A 19,118-nucleotide genomic window follows, 5' to 3' on the forward strand; every position below is an offset into this window, starting at 1 on the left:
AATTGCTACATTGATGATCAAGGAAGAATGAGCTCTAAACGTACAAATATATTGTGCAATTGAGCAAGGAAGAGAGGATCAAGCAATGGAACAACTCGCAACTTTAGATGACTTACCCAAACAGTATCTTGGACAACTTGAAGATTCAAACTTAGTACCGTTATGGCCAAGTTTGAGAAATGTCCTCCCTCCATTTAAGCCCATGCCTCAAACGATAGCAACCGCTTGGTATTTTAACCAAATTAAGCCTTTACTTTTAGAAGCTGGCGAATTAACACCGATTGAAAAAGCTGAACGACGCGTTTTGGTTTTAGCTAACCCAGGTCATGGTTTAGAAAACATGAAAGCTAGCTCCGTGATGTATCTGGGGATGCAATTGTTATTACCAAAAGAATGGGCGCCATCACATCGTCATACACCTAATGCAGTACGTTTAATTGTAGAAGGAGAAGGTGCCTATACGACTGTTGAAGGTCAAAAATGCATGATGGAACATGGCGATTTAATTCTGACGCCATCCGGACTTTGGCATGAGCATGGTCATGATGGCAATGAACCCGTGATTTGGTTAGATGTGTTGGATCTACCACTGGTCTATTACATGGAAGCATCCTATGTGCAGCCCGGAGAAATCCAAAAAGTCACAAGTGCTGGAAATGCCCATCGTTATGGTGCTGGCGTTGTACCGACGGCACACTTTACGCGTGAAAATACCTCATACCCAATCATGCGCTACTCATGGAAAGAGACTAAAAAAGTTCTACATGCTCTTGCTGATGATGAGCATCATCAAGCACCAGTTCAGGTGACATATATCAATCCCGAAACGGGGGATGACTGTCAAAACATCATTGGTTATTCAGCATTAATGCTGCGTCCTCATGAAACGGTTCAGCTGCAACCACGTTCATGTGCTCAAGTGTTTCATGTCATCGACGGCCAGTTTCAGGTCAAAATTGATCAAAAAGATTTTAACTTGGTCAAAGCAGACACTGCTTGCGCCCCTTGTTTTTCTCATATTGATTTAATCAATACATCTGATCAGCCTTGCTATTTATTTATAGCCGATGAAGCACCACTGCAACGCAAGTTGGGCTTGTATTCAGTTCGTGAACGTCACTGATCAGCATTTTTTATAAGGATATAAGTCATGTCAAATACTCAACACCCTATTCTTATCGCAGGTGGCGGCATCGGCGGATTCGCAGCTGCACTGGCATTGGCGAAGCAAGGTTTCAAAGTTCAGGTTTTTGAACAGGCACCAGAAATTGGTGAGATTGGAGCAGGAATTCAATTAGGTCCAAATGCCTTTCATGCTTTTGATGCATTAGGGATTGGTGAAATTGCACGTGGTAAAGCTGTTTATACCGACTATATGGTGATGCATGATGCAATTGATGGATATCAGATTGGTAAAATTCCGACTGATGAAAAGTTTCGTCGCCGTTTTGGTAACCCTTATGCAGTGATTCACCGTGCCGATATTCATGGTTCGTTGGTCGAAGGTGCCCAGAAATATGGTGATCTGGAAATTATCACCAACTGTCACATCCAGAAAGTGGAACAGGATGAAAACAGTGTCACGATCTATGATCAACATGGTCAGTCATTTACTGGTCAAGCCCTGATTGGTGCTGACGGGGTGAAGTCCGTAGTGCGTGAAACATATGTGGGTGATCCAGCACTGGTCACAGGACACGTTGTATACCGTGCTGTTGTGCCAGAAAGTGAATTCCCTGAAGACTTAAAATGGAATGCAGCCAGTATTTGGGTGGGACCAAATTGCCACTTGGTTCATTACCCACTGCGCGGCGGTAAAGAATATAACGTCGTTGTGACTTTCCATAGTCGCCAGCAGGAACAATGGGGTGTGACTGATGGCTCTAAAGAAGAAGTTCTATCGTATTTTCAAGGTATTTGTCCCAAATCTCGTCAGCTCATCGAGCTGCCAAAAAGCTGGCGTCGTTGGGCCACGGCTGATCGTGAACCCATTGATACTTGGACTTTTGGACGTGTGACATTACTTGGCGATGCAGCACATCCAACCACGCAATATATGGCTCAAGGGGCATGTATGGCAATGGAAGATGCTGTGACTTTGGGTGAGGCTTTACGTGTCAATAATAATGATATTGCTAAAGCTTTTGATATGTATCAAAAGGCTCGGGTTTCGCGTACGGCACGTATTGTTCTGTCCTCACGTGAAATGGGTAAAATTTACCATGCTTCAGGCGTAAAGCGCTTAGTCCGTAATGATTTATGGCGTGGTCGCCCAGTAGAACGTTTCTATGACGCCATGGAATGGTTATATGGCTGGAATGTCGATAACTGTCTAGAAGCCGTGAAGAATTATCAGGGAAATGTGGCATGAAACTCTATAGCTTCTTCCGTAGCGGAACTTCACACCGAACAAGGATTGTACTCAATCTTAAAGGTCTAGATTACGCCACCAGTTTCGTATCCCTAGCGAAAAACGAACATCAGCAGCCGTCATATACAGCCATAAACCCACAGGGTTTTGTCCCTGTGCTGGAAACGGAATACGGTAACTTAGCCCAAAGTCCAGCCATTATTGAGTGGTTAGAGGAGCAATATCCTGAGCCAGCTTTATTGCCAACAGATGCTCTAGCTAAAGAGCAAGTCCGTGCCATGGCAGCGTTGGTTGGCTGCGATATTCATCCTTTAAACAACAAGCGCGTATTGGAATATTTGCGTCATGACTTGGGTTTGAATGAAATCCAAGTTTTGGCTTGGTGTGCTCAGTGGATTCATAGCGGTTTTCAAGCATTGGAACAGATTTTATCTCGTGATCTTGAGCGTGGAAAATTCTGTTATGGCCATCAACCCACGATTGCAGATGCATATTTGATTCCGCAAGTTGATTCAGCACGACGTTTTCAAGTGGATATGTCGATGTATCCCAATATTAATGAAATTTATCAGCATTGTATGACACTGGATGCCTTTAAGCAGGCAGCACCTGAACAACAGCTAGATGCTGTTTAACGCTCCCAATGAAAGATTAGAGAAGGAATATTCGTTATGTCATTTATTTTTCCGCCAATGGCGACGGCAGGTTTATTTATTCATGGTTCAGAGCAGAAATTTCCTGTACGCCGTGTTTACTGCGTCGGCCGAAACTATGCTGCACATGCTCGCGAAATGGGTTTTGATCCAGACCGTGAACCGCCATTTTTCTTCTGTAAACCCAATGATCTCGAATCAATTGTGCCTGTGAATCAGGAACCAGTGGACATTCCTTATCCTTCACAAACCAATAATTATCACTATGAAATCGAGTTAGTGGTTGCCATTGCTAAAGATGGCAAAGACATTTCCGTGGAAAAGGTCAAAGATTACATCTATGGCTATGCCGTAGGTTTAGACATGACCCGTCGTGATCTTCAAATGGCAATGCGTGAAAAAGGTCGTCCTTGGGAGGTAGGTAAAGCATTTGATTATTCTGCTCCAGTCGGCCCAATTCATCCAATTGCTGAAACAGGTGAAATGAACAGTGCCGATATTCATTTGACTGTAAATGCACAAACAGAACAGCGGAGTGATATCAGTCATCTCATCTGGAATGTTGCGGAAACCATTGCCAACTTATCCTCTTTGTTTGAGTTGAAAGCGGGTGATTTGATTTTTACCGGTACGCCTGAAGGTGTGGGTGCGGTCGTGAAAGGTGATGTGATACGTGCCGAAGTCGCAGGTTTGACTGGAATTACTGTGAATGTGAAATAAATCTATACATTGATTTAAAAGAATGGATGCTCAACGCCAGAAAAATTTAGTCGTTGAGCGCCTTATGCCAAGGATTGCAAAAGCACCACTCAGATGGTGCAGAGGGTAGTTTTATGTCTCAAAATAGCAAAGAAATAGATGTTCAGCGCTTTATTGACAGTAATCCATTGTCAAGAACTCAAAAACTCATCATGTGGTTATGTTTTTTGATAGTAGCAATTGATGGTTTTGATACTGCCGCTGTTGGTTTTATTGCTCCTGCATTGAAAGCTGAATGGGCTTTACAGGCAACCGATTTAGCCCCTTTATTTGGTGCAGGTCTCTTTGGATTAATGGCTGGTGCCTTAGTCTTTGGTCCATTGTCAGATCGTTTGGGGCGTAAACCAATTTTAATAGGATCAGTCATCGTTTTTGGAATCGCCAGCATTTTTGCCTCTTTAGCAGCAGACATGCAAACACTGATTATCTGGCGCTTCATTACGGGCTTAGGTTTAGGTGGTGCTTTACCGAATGCCATTACCTTAACTTCAGAATACGCCCCGACATCTCGTCGTTCTAATCTCGTCACCATGATGTTTTGTGGATTTACCATTGGCTCTGCTTTGGGTGGTATTGTTTCAGCACAATTACTTCCGCATATTGGATGGCATGGTATTTTGTTGATTGGCGGTATTTTGCCTTTAATTACAGTGCCTTTTTTATACATTTTATTGCCAGAGTCATTGCGTTTTTTAGTGTTAAAAAAGAAAAGTCAGGAAAAAATAGGAAAGATTGTTGCACGTATTGCACCACAGATTACAGTTCAACCTCACTTGGTTCCAACCGTGAATGAAGTTGAAAAATCAAGTTTCAAAGATTTATTTGCAAAAGGTTATGCCTTAGGTACGGTTCTGATTTGGTTCACCTTCTTTATGAGCTTGTTGATTATTTACATGATTTCCAGCTGGATGCCGACCTTATTAACCAATGAAGGTTTTAATTTATCAAATGCTTCTTGGTTGACTTCAATTTTTCAGGTGGGTGGAACCATTGGTGCTATTACATTAGGGATTCTTATGGATAAATCTGATGCCACAAAAATTCTGAGCATTGCTTATGTTTTAGGTGCCATTTTCCTAATCTGCCTTGGGCTTGGCATTGAATATGCAAATACCATTTTACTGATGATTGGTATGTTTGGTGTTGGAATAGGAATCAGCGGATCACAAGTGGGTGTAAATGCTTTTGCTTCAGGTTTTTATCCAACTCACTGTAGGGCAACAGGTGTGAGTTGGGCGAATGCCGTGGGCAGATCAGGTTCGGTGGTGGGTTCTATTGTTGGTGGCTGGTTAATGTCATTACATCTTTCGAGTTTTGAAATTATGAGTTTATTGGCAATACCGGCTTTTTGTGCTGCTTTCTCATTAATTTTAATTAAGTACTTAAAGAAAGATCAGCCTCAAGTTGTCATTCAGTTAAATTAAAACACTGCTAATGACTTTAGATGCATGCTTCTGTGCCAATGGATGGCACAGAAAACGCATCTAGGATCAGCTTTAAACGGTTTGGCCTAGCATCCCTAATGAAAGAAGAATGCCAGAAAAATCAGCAGGTATTTAGCTAAGGATAAAAGCGAATTAAGTTTTACAGTACTTTGTACAGATTATAGGGGATTTTAAAAATATTTCTATAATACAAATACTTAAGTTGTTGTTGGGTGGTGTAATGACATTGAATTATTCTAAAATCAATTTATTTTTTGAATATTTTTTGTTCTGAAATGTCATTACTGCTTGCTCATTTTATTGCATCGTCTTATATTAAAACTACAGTAGCTAGCAACACTAAGAGCTACGAAGTAGTTGGACGGATCATTGACAGCTAATTGAATTTGTAACGTTAAGTTCAAATAAAAAATCAGCACTAGCCATCCAACATAAAAGAACTCGCAGAAATGCGAGTTCTTGCTATTTATAGGGTACAAAATTCTACTTTGTTAATCTACTCTCAGTTTTCTGCAATCTCTTTTTTTCAATTGCACATCGACATCGTATTTTTGAAATTCTTGAATGAGTTTATGCAGCATCTCTTGTGCACGCTGCTCTTGAACGGCAAGAAGCATTTCAGTGTTAAGCTGTGCGTCATAACATTGCAGTAACTGAATTTCCCAGTAATTTTCTTGCTTAGACTGCTCAATGCATATGCTTCGAAGCTGTAGCGTATTGTCCATTTGTTGTGGAATCACATAACGAAGCATTAATTGAGTATGCGCTGTATCAGGCTGCTGAGATGCGAAAGTAATCACCCAATTGCCGACCTTTTTAAGATAAGCAGGATGATCATCGGGATGAAAAAACAAATATTGCGGCATTATAGTCGTACCTAAATCAGACTATTTCAACTGATTTAAAAAAATGATCTATAACGCGAAAGTCGAAAGCTTGGTGTACACGGGAGATCAATCATTAGATTGAAAGGAATAAGGCATACCAAGCTGATGATTTAAAAATAAATTCTTGTGCCACGTGGGCAGACTTAAGCGGTATTTTGCCTTATATAAAAGAAAAAACATCTAAACAGCCTAAGCAGGATTTAACTTCTGTAAAGAGAAATTAATTTGATGCAAAATTCGATTGAGTTCTTTAGGGGGAATACGCGTTTCTTGGAGCTGGGTAATCCACTGCATTTGGCATAATTTTAATGCGCGAATATCCTCTGAGCCTTGAATTCGTAAGATGAGTTGTTTTGCCATTAGTCCGCAGTATTTCTGTAAAAGTTGTGCCATCAAATACTTCACATCATCAAAATCGAGCGCAACGATATCTTCAAAGACAGGTTCAGTCACTGCTTGGGGAGAATGAATAATTTGCTCTTGAGAGAGTAAAACAGGCTGTGCTGCGGGTTCTGAGTTTTGAACGGTTTCTTGTTGTTGAGCGGCAACGTGGGTTGTGAGTTGCTCAGATTGAGTTTTGCTGATTCCCGTATGTGCGGGTTGCTCAATCAATTCATGTTGAGTTAAGGATGGGGCACTTGAAGCCATGATCAACCCCATTTCACTCAATTGCTCAATCAATTCTGGCGGGGCAAGACGCTGCTTGAAGATTTCGTTCATGGAGTCAAAATCTTCTGTGCCAATCAGTACCAATAAGCGGCGTTGTCGCGCATTTAATTGCATAGAACGGTGTTTTAGTGCGTCATGTCCTAGTTGTGTCTTAGAATAGTGAATCATGTCTTAATTTATTCCATGAGATAAATTAAGCAGACTATACTGCGTGAAAATTACACTACTGTTAAAATTTGATTACAAATCATTGATTTATAATGTGACTAAATTCACATTTTCTAAAGCTTTGCGAAGGTAAGGGTCGAGCTCATCTTGGCGTAATAACCACTGGATATAGTCAGCAGGGAGCTCGCTGATATTGGTGCCACGATGTTTGCCAAAGTTGATACTGCGTGGAATGCGAGCATCTTCTGAAGCAATATAGAGTTCTTCAATACTGTTAATATTTAGCTGGTGCACAATGTGCATTAAGATATTGGCCGTTAAAATAATGTCCATATCAGCACGGTGTGCTTTTTTAATCATTTCTCGGGCTTTTTCGCTGCCTTTGCTGATCATATAAATTAAAGCAGAAATATTGTGGGCTTCTGCGTCAGGCCAGACACGACGTGCCAGTGCTAAAGTACAAATTGCCTTGATGGCACTGGTGTCAACGCCACATTTTTCAATCGCTCGAATATCGTAATCGACATTATGACCAATAATGTACTGCGTATCAGAGGGAAGACTAAAATTACTATAATGTGGCTGATTAATTAAATCCGACTCTAAAATGTGGTGCACCGCCATAGCGGCAAAAGAAATTGGTTCATCGACACTATAGAGCTGGTCAAATAATTTGGATTTATCTAAGGTGAGTTTGCCCTGTTCGACGTGAATCGGTGCATATGCAATTTCGATGGGTTGACCATTTAAGGTATGTGTTTCGGTATCCAGAATAATGGCTTGCATATGATGATCCTAAAGTACAGCGCAATGCTGCAATTTAACATTTTCAAAGATCAAGAGACAAATGCTGGTTAAGCCTGACGCGCTTGAAAAGAAAGAAAAAGGGTTAAATATTGTTGATAAAGTGCAAAATTTAGAGCGAATCAAAATAAAATTGAACAAGTGGATAAAAAAGCGTAAAAATAAAGCGTTGCTGAAAGTGAAGCAAAAAACAATAAAAATTGAATAAGGATATATAAATATGCATCAAAAATTGCTGATTGCCGTGTTGACCAGTACAGCCATGTTACTGACAGCGTGTCACGATGATGACCACGATTCTTATGTATCGAGTGACAATATTCCGAAAAATAATATTGTGAATCCTGTGGTGTCTACCCCAACAGCATATACCTTAACTGACATGTCCGCGACTGCGGGTGAAAGTGTGGTCATGACCTATAAAATGTTAGGTATTGATAATACAGAGGTACAAGCAACCGCTTTACTGTTTACCCCTAAAACTGCGCCACCAGCAAAAGGTTGGCCTATTGTAGTTTGGGCGCATGGTACTACAGGGGTGGCAGATATTTGTGCCCCAAGTCGGAATCAGTTAAATAGTTATATCCAGGCCATGATTAATGGTCTGCTGTTGGCTGGCTATGCCGTGGTTGCACCTGATTATGAGGGTTTAGGTGAGCCAAAAAATGATGAATTACATCCTTTCTTGAATGTAAAAAGTGAAGCCTTTTCGATTACCGATGCCGTGGTTGCGGCACGTAATTATTTGGGGACAAAAGCAGCCAGTCGGTGGATGACGGTTGGGCATTCACAAGGCGGTCATGCGGCATTAGCTGCAGCCCAATATCAATCTCGGGCACAGCTAGACTATAAAGGTACAGTTGCTGTTGCACCTGCCTCGAATCTTGAGTTGATCTTAACAGTCGGTGAGGGTCTTGCCGCACAGCAAACAGATTTAAGTGAAAAAATTACCACACTAGCATCTTTAGATACCTTTACGGCTTTAATTACTGCGGGATTACGTAATCCTAATCCGACCTTACAGTATAGTCAGGTATTTAAATCCCCAACCGACCAAATTGCAGATAATGCTGAAACAGATTGTTATACCTCTTTAGGGCAGGAGTTTGGTTTAGGCATGCTGTCTTATGCTCAAAACCACGGAGGGGATATTAGTAATTATCCGCGAACACAAAGTAACTTTATGACGTTGTCCCCAGTTAAGAAATTCCTAGATAGTGATTCGCAACCCCTTCAAGTTAAAATTAGTACGCCAATAATTATTTATCAGGGTGCGCTAGATACGACAGTGCCAAAAATTGCGACCGATACGCTGTTAAGTGGAGACGCTGCGAAAAACTCATCTATTTCTTATCGAACAGGTCTAACTTGGGATCATGGAACGGCCTATGTATTGAATATTCCGAATATTATTACGGATGTGCAAACATTAATGCCAATTCAATAAGTTGCTTTGAATAAATCAGCTCATGTTTTTTATCGACATGGGCTTTTTTTATTTAAAACTGAGTAAACTTCATTCTCAATATTTATAAACTTCATGCTACAATACGCGCCAATCTTAGCACGGCTTAAAAGCCCTAAATACATAGGACCTCGCTAATGTTTGCCAATATCTCTATTGCTGAATTTGATCCAGAATTAGCTCAAGCAATTTCTAACGAAGACGCTCGTCAGGAAGCTCATATTGAGTTAATCGCATCAGAAAACTATTGCTCACCAGCAGTAATGGAAGCTCAAGGATCAAAACTCACTAACAAATATGCAGAAGGCTACCCAGGCAAACGCTATTATGGCGGTTGTGAATATGTAGACATCATTGAACAATTGGCAATTGACCGTGCTAAAGAATTATTTGGTGCTGATTATGCTAACGTTCAACCGCATGCAGGTTCACAAGCAAACTCAGCAGTTTATTTAGCTTTACTTAACCCAGGCGATACAGTTTTAGGTATGAGCTTGGCTCACGGTGGTCACTTGACTCACGGTGCGAAAGTAAGCTTCTCTGGTAAAACATATAATGCGATTCAATACGGTCTAAACCCAGAAACTGGCGAGATCGATTATGAAGAAGTTGAGCGTTTAGCGGTTGAGCACAAGCCACGTATGATCGTTGCTGGTTTCTCTGCTTATAGCCAAATCGTTGATTGGCAGCGTTTCCGTGACATCGCAGACAAAGTAGGCGCATACCTTTTTGTTGATATGGCTCACGTTGCTGGTTTAGTTGCTGCGGGTGTTTACCCAAGCCCAGTGCAAATTGCTGACGTTACAACGACAACGACGCATAAAACTTTACGTGGTCCACGTTCTGGTTTAATCCTTGCGAAAGCGAATGAAGAAATTGAGAAAAAACTTCAATCAGCGGTATTCCCAGGTAACCAAGGTGGTCCATTAGTTCACGCTATCGCAGCGAAAGCAATCTGCTTTAAAGAAGCGATGGCACCTGAATACAAAGCATACCAACAACAAGTGGTTAAAAATGCTCAGGCGATGGCTGAAGTATTAATCGCGCGCGGTTATGACGTTGTTTCTGGCGGTACTGAAAACCACTTGTTCTTGTTATCTTTAATCAAGCAAGACATTACGGGTAAAGATGCGGATGCTTGGTTAGGCGCTGCTCACATTACAGTGAACAAAAACTCTGTACCAAATGACCCACGCTCTCCGTTTGTTACTTCTGGTATCCGTATTGGTACACCAGCTGTAACGACTCGTGGTTTTGGTGAAGCAGAAGTTCGCGAATTGGCAGGCTGGATTGCTGACATTCTTGACTCGAAAGGCAGTGAAACGGTTATCGAAATCGTAAAAGCAAAAGTTGCAGCGGTATGTGCTAAATTCCCAGTATATGCAAAATAATTTGCACTCTACTTGAGAAGCCTCCCTCAAGGGGGGCTTTTTTTATAGCTATACAAAATGTAGCGCTTCACCTGGTTTCATTTTCTGTTATAAATAAATCAGCAACTGAAAATAAAGAAGATATAAATCATCACTTCAACATGATTTTTTAAAAGGACGGTTTTTATGGATAGACCTACCATTATTGTTTCTGAACAGGATCTAAACCGTTTAGAAACCATGTTAGAACATCAATCAAAATTAACGCCAACCATGGAGCACTTGGAAGAAGAGTTAGCACGTGCCAATGTGGTTGCTCCGCAAGATGTTCCTGCCAATGTTGTCACGATGAATGCGCGTGTGCTCATCAAAATTGCTCCAGATACGACCGCTACGGAAATTACCTTGGTGTATCCGCATGATTTTCGAGGCGATAAAGGTCAGGTGAATGTGCTAGCCCCTGTTGGCGCTGCTATTTTGGGTTTGGCGGAAGGGCAGGAAATTGAATGGCCGCAACCCGATGGGCATTTAATGAAAGTGAAGATTGAGCGTGTGCTTTATCAACCAGAACGTGAAGGCCATTATCTGTAATTAACCCTTAGGACAGTGATTATTTGCTGAATCTGAGCGGTTTCACAGCCATCATAATGCTATGATGGCTTTTTTTATAAAGTGTTGTTGTTCAAGGCTCATGATCGAGTATTGAATGATGCATTCAGTATTAAAAGGCTTTTTATGCGCGGCTTATATCTGATTACCAATGATGATCCTTTAACGATTTTGCTCGAAAAATTACATGCTGCATTGGCTACGGGTCAGGTGGCGATTCTACAGTATCGTCGTAAAAAAATTGCAAAACCTGATCAAGCTGCTGAAGTAGAGCAAATTAAAGCTTTATGTGAACAGTACGATGTGCCATTTGTGATCAATGATGATTTGGCTCTTGCAGAACAATACGGATTGGGTGTGCATTTGGGGCAGGATGATGGTGAAATTGCCGATGCTGCTGCCCGTTTACCTCAAGGTGTGATTATTGGACGTACCTGTTTGAACTCCTTGCCGCTGGCGGAAAAAGCCATTGCTGATGGGGCGAATTATGTTGCTTTTGGTGCAGTGTATGCCACAGCAACCAAGCCAGAAGCGGGCAATGTGGGCATTGAGGTGATTGCTCAGGCGAAGCAAAAATATGCTGTGCCCATTTGTGCAATTGGGGGATTAACTGTTGAAAATTCAGCAGCTGTGATTACAGCGGGTGCAGACCTTTGCGCGGTAATTAGTGATATATTAGCGCTGAATGTAGCGGACATCCCATCCCGTGTGCATGCGTGGGCACAGTTATTTGCTGAAACTGCATAATGTTTTAAACCGATTATTTTCTTTTTAGGTTGAGTGAATTCATGAGTTTATCTCCAAAGCAAGAACAACTATTTAAACAAGCCAGTAAACATATTCCAGGTGGTGTCAATTCACCGGTACGTGCATTTAATGGTGTAGGTGGAACCCCCGTTTTTATTGAAAAAGCGCAGGGTGCATATTTGTTTGATGTGGATGGTAAGCGTTATGTGGATTATGTTGGCTCTTGGGGGCCAATGATTCTGGGGCATGCTCATCCTGACATTATTAAAGCCGTACAAGAAGCTGCGGTTGATGGCTTGAGTTTTGGGGCTCCCACTGTTCATGAAACAACTTTAGCCGATGTGATTTGTGAGATCATGCCATCAATTGAAATGGTGCGTATGACCAACTCGGGTACTGAAGCAACCATGACGGCCATTCGCCTAGCACGTGGGTATACAGGCCGTGACAAAATTGTGAAATTTGAAGGCTGTTACCACGGTCATTCGGATTCCTTGTTAGTTAAAGCCGGTTCGGGTTTGCTGACGACGGGTGAAGGGGAAGCAACTTCTGCGGGCGTACCAGCCGATTTTGCCAAACATACTTTAACCCTGCCGTATAACGACATTGCAACCCTAAAAGAATGCTTTGCCAAATTTGGTGCTGAAATTGCAGGGGTGATTGTTGAGCCTGTTGCAGGCAACATGAACTTGGTGAAACCAGTAGAAGGATTCTTACAGGCGATTCGTGATGTGTGTGATGAGCATGGCGCAGTATTCATTATTGATGAAGTCATGACGGGTTTCCGTGTTGGACTCGGTGGCGCGCAAGCCCATTATGGCGTAACACCAGACCTTACCACTTTGGGTAAAATTATTGGTGCAGGCCTGCCAGTCGGTGCTTTTGGTGGTAAACGCGAAGTGATGGAATGTATTGCACCATTAGGTAAAGTTTACCAAGCGGGCACCTTGTCTGGTAATCCATTGGCCATGCGTGCAGGGATTGAAATGTTTAAGCATTTGCGCCAACCGGGTTTCTATGAAAACTTAATTGCACAATTAGAAAAATTACTGGCTGGTTTGCAACAAGAAGCAGATGCTGCGGGTATTCCTTTTAAAACTCAACAAGCGGGTGCAATGTTTGGTCTGTATTTCACCGATCAAGAAGACATCACCAGTTTTGATTCAATGTTGAAGTGTGATGTGGCTGCATTCCGTAAATTCTTCCATGGTATGTTAAAACGTGGTGTGAACTTAGCGCCATCGGCATTTGAAGCGGGTTTCATCTCCAGTGCGCACAGTGATGAAGATATTGCGTTTACTATTCAAGCAGCCAAAGAAACCTTTGCTGAAATGAAAGCATAAGTTGTAGTGATTGTTGAAAAGAGCCTGTGACTATGTTGCAGGCTTTTTTATGTAAGGAAAACAGATGAAAACCAAACATTGTTTAGACTTGGCCGACGCTGATTGGATCTTAAATGCCGCTTATGAATATGCATTGCAAAACGGTTTTGCAGTCAGTATCGCTGTGGTAGATGAAACGGGCTGTCTCTTAAATATGAAGCGTATGGATGGGGCATCGCCCATGACTGCTCGGCTGTGTCTTGAAAAAGCTGAATGCTCTGCCCTAAGTCGGCGTCCAAGTAAATTGTTTGAAGATTTAATCCGCAATGGACAACAGGGTTTCCTGACGGTGAGTAGTTTGTCGGGCATGTTAGAGGGCGGTGAGCCAATCCTGTTTCAAGGGCAACTTGTAGGGGCAGTGGGTATTTCTGGCGTCAAGTCATTCCAAGATGCAGAAATTGCACAATTCGCGATTCAACAGTTTCTGGCACAGGTTCAGGGCTAATGTTTTATCCTTTACCAAAGAAAATTCAGCTGGTTGCTTCACAAGCCAAATGGTCACTGAATTCTGCACAGAGTGTATTACTGGTGATGGGTTTGCAGCAGTTGAGAACCGAACCTGACTGGATCAGTAGTGAACTGGCTGCAAATATGCAACGTTGTATTCAAAAAGCACAAGCACTTGATATTCCTATTTTAGATTTGGATCTCGCCAATCCAATGGATGCCATGCAGCGCTTAGGTGAATATTTGTCTGATCGGCAACAGTTGCTGGTCATTGGTTTAATTAATCCACTGGCGAAGCAGTTCATAGCACATATTCATTCTGTGAGTGAGCAGATTTGTGTGGTGAATGATGCTGTGTTATTGGCGAATAGCGAACATCATGTGCAGTGGATTGAAAAGTTGTGTCAGCAACAGTTTCATCATATGAATACACACAGTCTATTGCGGCTATAGGCGTTGAGCGCACCCAAGGATTTTGTCTTGTCAGAAAAAGGGATTATCTACGCGGTGGCAGAGCAATTAGCGCTCGATCCCTTAGAGCTCGATTTATTTCGAGATTGGGCCGAGTACAATTTAGACTCAGTTGCAGTGGTCAGTTTGGTGGGATTATGGCGTGCAAACGGTGCCGATATTCGCTACGAAGATGTCATACACAGTCGAAATTTAAAAAAATTGATACAGTTGCTGAGGCATAATTCATGATATGCATACAATCAGTACTTTTTTTGGGTAAAATCGTAAAAAACGCTGACTTTTCTCCGTTTCTGCATTGTAATTTCTGAGTGAGCTTTTTATTATTGCCCGCTTGTTTGCACAGTCAGCTTGGAATATCTCTTGAGTCAATTTCTGAATGAACATCTGATCCACCGTGATGAGGATTTTATGGTAATCCATAAACCCGCGGGGATTCTTACAGTGCCAGGGAAAACGGCTGACTTGCAAGATTGTGTGATTAATCGGTTGCTAAAAGAAGAACCGAGAACCTTGCTGATTCATCGTCTGGATCGTGATACTTCAGGCATCTTGGTTTTTGCATTGTCTAAATTCGGGCAAAACCGAATTTCTCGTCAGTTTCAAGAACGACAAACTTCAAAAACATATCAAGCTGTTGTGGCAGGACATCTGGTGGGTGAGGGAACGGTGGATGTTCCTGTGGTGTATGATCCGACGCGTCCACCTTTACATATTGCCGACCCGAGTCATAACAAGCCAGCATTAACACATTGGAAGGCGACCGAGCATTTTGAAATGCAAGGTCAACCTGTCACTCGTGTAGAACTTACGCCCATTACTGGTCGTTCACATCAGCTACGTGTACACATGCAGTACTTAGGACATCCAATCGTGGGGGATACGCTGTATGCCGCACCCGAGCAGCTACTTTTGGATCGTTTATGTCTACATGCTGAACGCCTCAGCTTTTTGCATCCGAAGACAGAAGCGATGGTGGAGTTCTATTGTCCCGTGCCTTTTTAAGGCAAAAAAACGCTTCAGATTCGAAATAAGCCCACTTTTTTAGTGCGCTTTATGTCAAAATATATTGCTTAAAGACATGAAATTTTGTTCAAATGTTATTCGCTTTTGAGCAATTATTTCTTGGTCTACATTTGAGATAAAGGTGGAAAAATTGCAGCAGTTCGCTATTGGTCAACGTTGGTTATCTGACACAGAAACAGAGCTTGGCTTGGGGGTATTAATTGACGTGGATGAACGGTCAATTAGTATCTTATTTCCAAAAAGCGATGAAACGCGTGTATATGCCCGAAACAATGCCCCTTTATCTCGTATCGTATTTAATGCGAATGATGAAGTTCATGATCAGGAAGGAACGCAATGGTTGGTCGAGTCCTTAGAGCATAATCATGGCGTGGTGCGTTATGCAGTGGTGCGTACTTTAGAAGATGGTTCTCAACAACGTAAAACCTTAAACGAAACCCGTATTGGCGCGCAGATTCAATTATCTAAGCCGCTTGACCGTTTATTGGCCAGCCAAATTGATTATAAAGAATGGTACGACCTGCGTATTGAAGCCTTGTTGATGCAAGCCAATATGCAAAGTAGTCCACTCCGTGGTCTAGTGGGTGCACGTGTTGGTCTGATTCCGCATCAATTGTATATCGCGCATGAAGTCGGTAAGCGTTTTGCGCCACGAGTTTTATTGGCTGATGAAGTGGGTCTAGGTAAAACCATTGAAGCAGGCTTGATTATCCATCAACAATTAAAAACAGGGCGTTCTGAACGTATTCTGATTTTAGTGCCTGATTCACTACAGTATCAGTGGATGATTGAAATGCGCCGTCGTTTCAATTTGGCATTCTCTATTTTCGATTTAACCCGTACAGCGTCTATTAAAGAGCATGACCCTGAACTGAATCCGTTCTTGACTGAGCAATGTATTATTGCCAGCGTAGACTTGATGATTGACCATGATGATTTGCGTGAACAAGCCCTAGAAGCTGGTTTCGATCTCTTGGTGGTGGATGAAGCCCATCATTTGATGTGGAATGAAGAAGAAGGTGGTAACGACCGCTACGATTTAGTCGAAGAGTTGGCGGAGCAAACACCGGGTGTTTTACTGTTGACTGCAACGCCTGAACAGTTGGGTGTAGAGAGTCATTTCGCACGCTTACGTTTGCTTGATCCACAGCGCTTTAGTTCTTTAGACCGCTTCTTGGATGAAGAAGAAAAGTATTTGCATACCGCTAAAATTGCTGAAGTGTTGATGTCTGATTTAGCGCTTGATGAGAGTCATTTGGCGGCAATTCAACAATTATTGGGTCATCCTATTCAAGATGAACCTGAACAACGTTTCCGTGCAATTCATGAATTGCTGGACCGTCATGGTACAGGTCGTATTTTATTCCGTAATACCCGTGAAGCGATTCAAGGTTTCCCAGGACGTGATTGTCAACCTGCACCATTGCCAGCACCAGCAAACTGGTCTAAAGATGGCAAACTGCGTGAACAGATGTGGCCTGAAGAAGCACAGCTTGATGGGGCTTGGATGGAATCTGACCCACGTGTGGGCTGGCTCATGGAAATGCTGCGTACTCAGTTAAAACACAAAAAAGTGTTATTGATTGCGCGTAGCGGTCCAGTGGTGGAAGCCTTGGAAAATGCGTTACGCCTGCATGCAGGGATTCGTACCGCCATGTTCCATGAAGGCATGAGCTTATTGGAACGTGACCAAGCGGCGGCCTATTTCGCTGAAGATTCTTATGGCGCGCAGATTTTGCTCTGCTCTGAAATCGGTTCGGAAGGGCGTAACTTCCAGTTTGCTTCAGACTTGGTATTATTTGACTTGCCAGCGAACCCAGATGTTTTAGAGCAGCGTATTGGTCGTTTAGACCGTATTGGTCAAGAAAACCGCATTCAAATTCATGTGCCATATCTAGAAGGTACAGCGCAAGAGCGTATGTTCCGTTGGTATAACGAAGCGTTAAATATTTTCAGCAATATTTCACCTACAGCACAAACCTTGCAAGAAAACTTCATTGTGGACTTAAAAGACTGCTTGCTCGCAGATATGGGGCAAAAGTTTGAAGACTTACTAGAAGAAGTCAGCATACAACGCGAAGCGCTAGAAGCGGAATTGCAAGCAGGGCGTGACCGTTTACTAGAATACAATTCGTGCCGTCCTATCGTGGCGCAAGAAATTGTCCAAGCGCTAGAAGATTATGATGACAACACCACTTTGCCAATGTTTATGAAGCGTTTTATGGCTTCAACCAACATTGATTTTGATGAGCAAAGTAATGGTACAGTCATTATTAAACCGACAGACCAGATGCAAGTTCAAGGTTTAACTTTGGATGAAGAAGGCATGACTGCGACCTTCTATCGCGATCAAGCGCAAGTGCGTGAAGATGCACAGTATTTGACTTTAGAGCATCCATTCACGGAAAGCGTGATGGAAATGATCAATACGCAGGCCTTTGGCAGTACCAACGTTGCGATTTTAAAGTCGAATGCATTAAAGCAAGGTTCGGTTCTGCTTGAAGTCTGGTTTAAGGTCGATGTGATTGCGCCAAAAGCCTTGAACTTGCCATCAAGCTTGCCGCAACAATTGATTCGTGTATTGCTCAGTGAAAATGGGCAAGATTTGTCGATGAAAATTGAGCCAAGCATTTTGAAACCGTATTTGCATCATTTAGACAGCAATAGCTGCCGTCAGGTGGTCAAAGCACGTCGTGACGTGATTGAAGAGCGCTATCAACAAGCTCTGAATATTGCTAAAGCTGCTTTACCTGAAATGAAACAGCAAGCCAAAGAAATCTACGGTAGCAAATGGCAATATGAAATTGATCGTTTAAGCTACTTGAAGCAATTTAACCCGAGTATTCGTGAAGACGAAATCACGCGCTTACAAAAATTGCAAAAAGAAGGCATCGGATTGCTAGATGGCTTATCCGTAACCCCAGAAGCGATTCAGGTCTTGGTGGTGGTTAAACCTTAAGGTTTAACTGGCTCCAAGTTAAAAAAAGCACCGTAAGGTGCTTTTTTTATTGGGTATTTTAACTAGTGATCGATTTAACGGATTTGCGACTCATCCAGATGGCGTGCGCCTTCTAAAATCATACGAATCATGATCATGGTTTGTTCTGCAACCGCCTTGCGTTCATCATTCGGTAAATCAATGACTTTGGCACCCATGTGGAACACCAGTTGGGTAATGGCTTTGGCAGCAAGCTCAGGATGTGCCATTTTGCTGTGATTGAGACGTTCTAATCGGATCAAGTCATCCTTCAGTTCTTGCTGGAAGAAATTTAATTGACGATCTACAGCCTGTTTATAAGACGCAGAACCGGTATAGCCTTCACGTAACAATAAGCTTAAGTTGCCTTCATCGGTATTCAATTGTTCAATAAAAACTTCCACAGAACTGCGAATAATGCTGCTTTGCTTGATCGCTTTTAAACGTGCTTCATGCAAAATTTGACGCAGTACAATACCTGAGCGGTCAATCAGTTCAATGGCAAGTTCATCAATGTCTTTGAAATGTCGATAAAAACTATTCGGTGCAATGCCTGCTTCGCGCGCAACCTCTCGCAGGCTTAAAGAGGCAATGCTTTTTTCTGGTCCAATCAGTTTGAGTGCTGCTTGGAATAATTCATCTTTCGTAATGGTAGCTTTACGACCGACAGAACGTACCACAACAGGTTCATGTGCCACATTTAGGTCATGAGTCGTAGTATCGTGTTTTGTTTTGATCGAAGGCTGGTTCATATTTTTCAATAGATTAAAGGCTTTTTGGCATTATAGCCTTTACTGCCTGTGATGTGAATGAATAAAAAAAGGACGAATATATATACAAATATATATACACGTGTATAATAATTAAA

General features: G+C 42.2%; 20 protein-coding genes. 16 read left to right on the forward strand and 4 right to left on the reverse strand.

Going from position 1 to position 19,118, the window contains the following annotated elements; genetic code table 11:
* The first annotated feature begins 85 nt into the window (after positions 1-85).
* The 5 genes from ACX17N_RS04860 (at position 86) to ACX17N_RS04880 (ending at position 5,207) form a co-directional block, all read left to right on the forward strand.
* Positions 86-1,123 carry a cupin domain-containing protein gene (locus ACX17N_RS04860; RefSeq protein ID WP_458891430.1) on the forward strand — a complete coding sequence of 346 codons (1,038 nt, stop codon included), beginning with the start codon at positions 86-88 and terminating at the stop codon, positions 1,121-1,123.
* A gap of 27 nt (positions 1,124-1,150) precedes the next feature.
* A complete protein-coding gene (locus ACX17N_RS04865) occupies positions 1,151-2,371 on the forward strand; it encodes a 3-hydroxybenzoate 6-monooxygenase (protein ID WP_458891431.1) in 1,221 nt (406 codons plus the stop codon).
* Entirely contained in the window at positions 2,368-3,006 is a 639-nt protein-coding gene (gene maiA / locus ACX17N_RS04870; protein WP_458891432.1) for a maleylacetoacetate isomerase, read from the forward strand. Before ACX17N_RS04865 ends, maiA begins: the two co-directional genes overlap by 4 nt.
* Positions 3,007-3,042: 36 nt before the next feature.
* Positions 3,043-3,744 (forward strand): fumarylacetoacetate hydrolase family protein, encoded by a 702-nt coding sequence (locus ACX17N_RS04875; RefSeq protein WP_458891433.1) that lies wholly within the window; start codon positions 3,043-3,045, stop codon positions 3,742-3,744.
* Between the two features lie 113 nt (positions 3,745-3,857).
* Positions 3,858-5,207: an MFS transporter gene (locus ACX17N_RS04880; RefSeq protein WP_458891434.1), complete on the forward strand. Its 1,350-nt coding sequence runs from the start codon at positions 3,858-3,860 to the stop codon at positions 5,205-5,207.
* Between the two features lie 512 nt (positions 5,208-5,719).
* Here ACX17N_RS04880 and ACX17N_RS04885 read toward each other — a convergent pair.
* From ACX17N_RS04885 to ACX17N_RS04895, 3 genes are all read right to left on the reverse strand, one after another.
* Entirely contained in the window at positions 5,720-6,094 is a 375-nt protein-coding gene (locus ACX17N_RS04885) for a hypothetical protein (protein ID WP_458891435.1), read from the reverse strand.
* 210 nt (positions 6,095-6,304) lie between these two features.
* Positions 6,305-6,952, reverse strand: coding sequence for a hypothetical protein (locus ACX17N_RS04890; RefSeq protein ID WP_458891436.1), 648 nt, complete (start codon positions 6,950-6,952; stop codon positions 6,305-6,307).
* Between the two features lie 87 nt (positions 6,953-7,039).
* Positions 7,040-7,738 (reverse strand): 3'-5' exonuclease, encoded by a 699-nt coding sequence (locus ACX17N_RS04895; RefSeq protein WP_458891437.1) that lies wholly within the window; start codon positions 7,736-7,738, stop codon positions 7,040-7,042.
* Between the two features lie 61 nt (positions 7,739-7,799).
* Between ACX17N_RS04895 and ACX17N_RS04900 the strand changes: the two genes are divergently transcribed.
* The 11 genes from ACX17N_RS04900 (at position 7,800) to rapA (ending at position 18,232) form a co-directional block, all read left to right on the forward strand.
* The gene (locus ACX17N_RS04900; protein ID WP_458891438.1) at positions 7,800-7,964 is read left to right on the forward strand and encodes a hypothetical protein; all 165 of its coding nucleotides are present in this window, start codon (positions 7,800-7,802) and stop codon (positions 7,962-7,964) included.
* 12 nt (positions 7,965-7,976) lie between these two features.
* Positions 7,977-9,203 (forward strand): alpha/beta hydrolase, encoded by a 1,227-nt coding sequence (locus ACX17N_RS04905; RefSeq protein ID WP_458891439.1) that lies wholly within the window; start codon positions 7,977-7,979, stop codon positions 9,201-9,203.
* Between the two features lie 155 nt (positions 9,204-9,358).
* Positions 9,359-10,612 (forward strand): serine hydroxymethyltransferase, encoded by a 1,254-nt coding sequence (gene glyA, locus ACX17N_RS04910; protein WP_458891440.1) that lies wholly within the window; start codon positions 9,359-9,361, stop codon positions 10,610-10,612.
* 165 nt (positions 10,613-10,777) lie between these two features.
* Positions 10,778-11,182 (forward strand): nucleoside diphosphate kinase regulator, encoded by a 405-nt coding sequence (gene rnk / locus ACX17N_RS04915; RefSeq protein WP_458891441.1) that lies wholly within the window; start codon positions 10,778-10,780, stop codon positions 11,180-11,182.
* 144 nt (positions 11,183-11,326) lie between these two features.
* The gene (thiE, locus tag ACX17N_RS04920) at positions 11,327-11,947 is read left to right on the forward strand and encodes a thiamine phosphate synthase (RefSeq protein WP_458891442.1); all 621 of its coding nucleotides are present in this window, start codon (positions 11,327-11,329) and stop codon (positions 11,945-11,947) included.
* Positions 11,948-11,988: 41 nt separating this feature from the next.
* Positions 11,989-13,290: a glutamate-1-semialdehyde 2,1-aminomutase gene (hemL, locus tag ACX17N_RS04925; RefSeq protein WP_458891443.1), complete on the forward strand. Its 1,302-nt coding sequence runs from the start codon at positions 11,989-11,991 to the stop codon at positions 13,288-13,290.
* A 64-nt stretch (positions 13,291-13,354) separates the two neighbouring features.
* Positions 13,355-13,774, forward strand: coding sequence for a GlcG/HbpS family heme-binding protein (locus ACX17N_RS04930; protein ID WP_458891444.1), 420 nt, complete (start codon positions 13,355-13,357; stop codon positions 13,772-13,774).
* Positions 13,774-14,229 carry a hypothetical protein gene (locus tag ACX17N_RS04935; RefSeq protein WP_458891445.1) on the forward strand — a complete coding sequence of 152 codons (456 nt, stop codon included), beginning with the start codon at positions 13,774-13,776 and terminating at the stop codon, positions 14,227-14,229. Before ACX17N_RS04930 ends, ACX17N_RS04935 begins: the two co-directional genes overlap by 1 nt.
* A 27-nt stretch (positions 14,230-14,256) precedes the next feature.
* Positions 14,257-14,478: a phosphopantetheine-binding protein gene (locus ACX17N_RS04940; protein ID WP_458891446.1), complete on the forward strand. Its 222-nt coding sequence runs from the start codon at positions 14,257-14,259 to the stop codon at positions 14,476-14,478.
* A 132-nt stretch (positions 14,479-14,610) separates the two neighbouring features.
* Positions 14,611-15,252 carry an RluA family pseudouridine synthase gene (locus ACX17N_RS04945; RefSeq protein WP_458891447.1) on the forward strand — a complete coding sequence of 214 codons (642 nt, stop codon included), beginning with the start codon at positions 14,611-14,613 and terminating at the stop codon, positions 15,250-15,252.
* 142 nt (positions 15,253-15,394) lie between these two features.
* Positions 15,395-18,232, forward strand: a complete 2,838-nt coding sequence (rapA, locus tag ACX17N_RS04950; protein ID WP_458891448.1) for an RNA polymerase-associated protein RapA — start codon at positions 15,395-15,397, stop codon at positions 18,230-18,232.
* 74 nt (positions 18,233-18,306) lie between these two features.
* Here the strand turns inward: rapA and fabR are convergent, their stop codons facing one another.
* Entirely contained in the window at positions 18,307-19,002 is a 696-nt protein-coding gene (gene fabR, locus ACX17N_RS04955) for an HTH-type transcriptional repressor FabR (RefSeq protein ID WP_458891449.1), read from the reverse strand.
* Positions 19,003-19,118 lie beyond the last annotated feature (116 nt).

This window comes from Acinetobacter sp. GXMZU3951, assembly GCF_054457875.1.

Coding starts and splice junctions, on each gene's coding strand:
- ACX17N_RS04860 (WP_458891430.1), top strand. CDS start 86: ATGGAACAACTCGCAACTTTAGATGACTTACCCAAACAGTATCTTGGA.
- ACX17N_RS04865 (WP_458891431.1), top strand. CDS start 1,151: ATGTCAAATACTCAACACCCTATTCTTATCGCAGGTGGCGGCATCGGC.
- maiA (WP_458891432.1), top strand. CDS start 2,368: ATGAAACTCTATAGCTTCTTCCGTAGCGGAACTTCACACCGAACAAGG.
- ACX17N_RS04875 (WP_458891433.1), top strand. CDS start 3,043: ATGTCATTTATTTTTCCGCCAATGGCGACGGCAGGTTTATTTATTCAT.
- ACX17N_RS04880 (WP_458891434.1), top strand. CDS start 3,858: ATGTCTCAAAATAGCAAAGAAATAGATGTTCAGCGCTTTATTGACAGT.
- ACX17N_RS04885 (WP_458891435.1), bottom strand. CDS start 6,094: ATGCCGCAATATTTGTTTTTTCATCCCGATGATCATCCTGCTTATCTT.
- ACX17N_RS04890 (WP_458891436.1), bottom strand. CDS start 6,952: ATGATTCACTATTCTAAGACACAACTAGGACATGACGCACTAAAACAC.
- ACX17N_RS04895 (WP_458891437.1), bottom strand. CDS start 7,738: ATGCAAGCCATTATTCTGGATACCGAAACACATACCTTAAATGGTCAA.
- ACX17N_RS04900 (WP_458891438.1), top strand. CDS start 7,800: ATGCTGGTTAAGCCTGACGCGCTTGAAAAGAAAGAAAAAGGGTTAAAT.
- ACX17N_RS04905 (WP_458891439.1), top strand. CDS start 7,977: ATGCATCAAAAATTGCTGATTGCCGTGTTGACCAGTACAGCCATGTTA.
- glyA (WP_458891440.1), top strand. CDS start 9,359: ATGTTTGCCAATATCTCTATTGCTGAATTTGATCCAGAATTAGCTCAA.
- rnk (WP_458891441.1), top strand. CDS start 10,778: ATGGATAGACCTACCATTATTGTTTCTGAACAGGATCTAAACCGTTTA.
- thiE (WP_458891442.1), top strand. CDS start 11,327: ATGCGCGGCTTATATCTGATTACCAATGATGATCCTTTAACGATTTTG.
- hemL (WP_458891443.1), top strand. CDS start 11,989: ATGAGTTTATCTCCAAAGCAAGAACAACTATTTAAACAAGCCAGTAAA.
- ACX17N_RS04930 (WP_458891444.1), top strand. CDS start 13,355: ATGAAAACCAAACATTGTTTAGACTTGGCCGACGCTGATTGGATCTTA.
- ACX17N_RS04935 (WP_458891445.1), top strand. CDS start 13,774: ATGTTTTATCCTTTACCAAAGAAAATTCAGCTGGTTGCTTCACAAGCC.
- fabR (WP_458891449.1), bottom strand. CDS start 19,002: ATGAACCAGCCTTCGATCAAAACAAAACACGATACTACGACTCATGAC.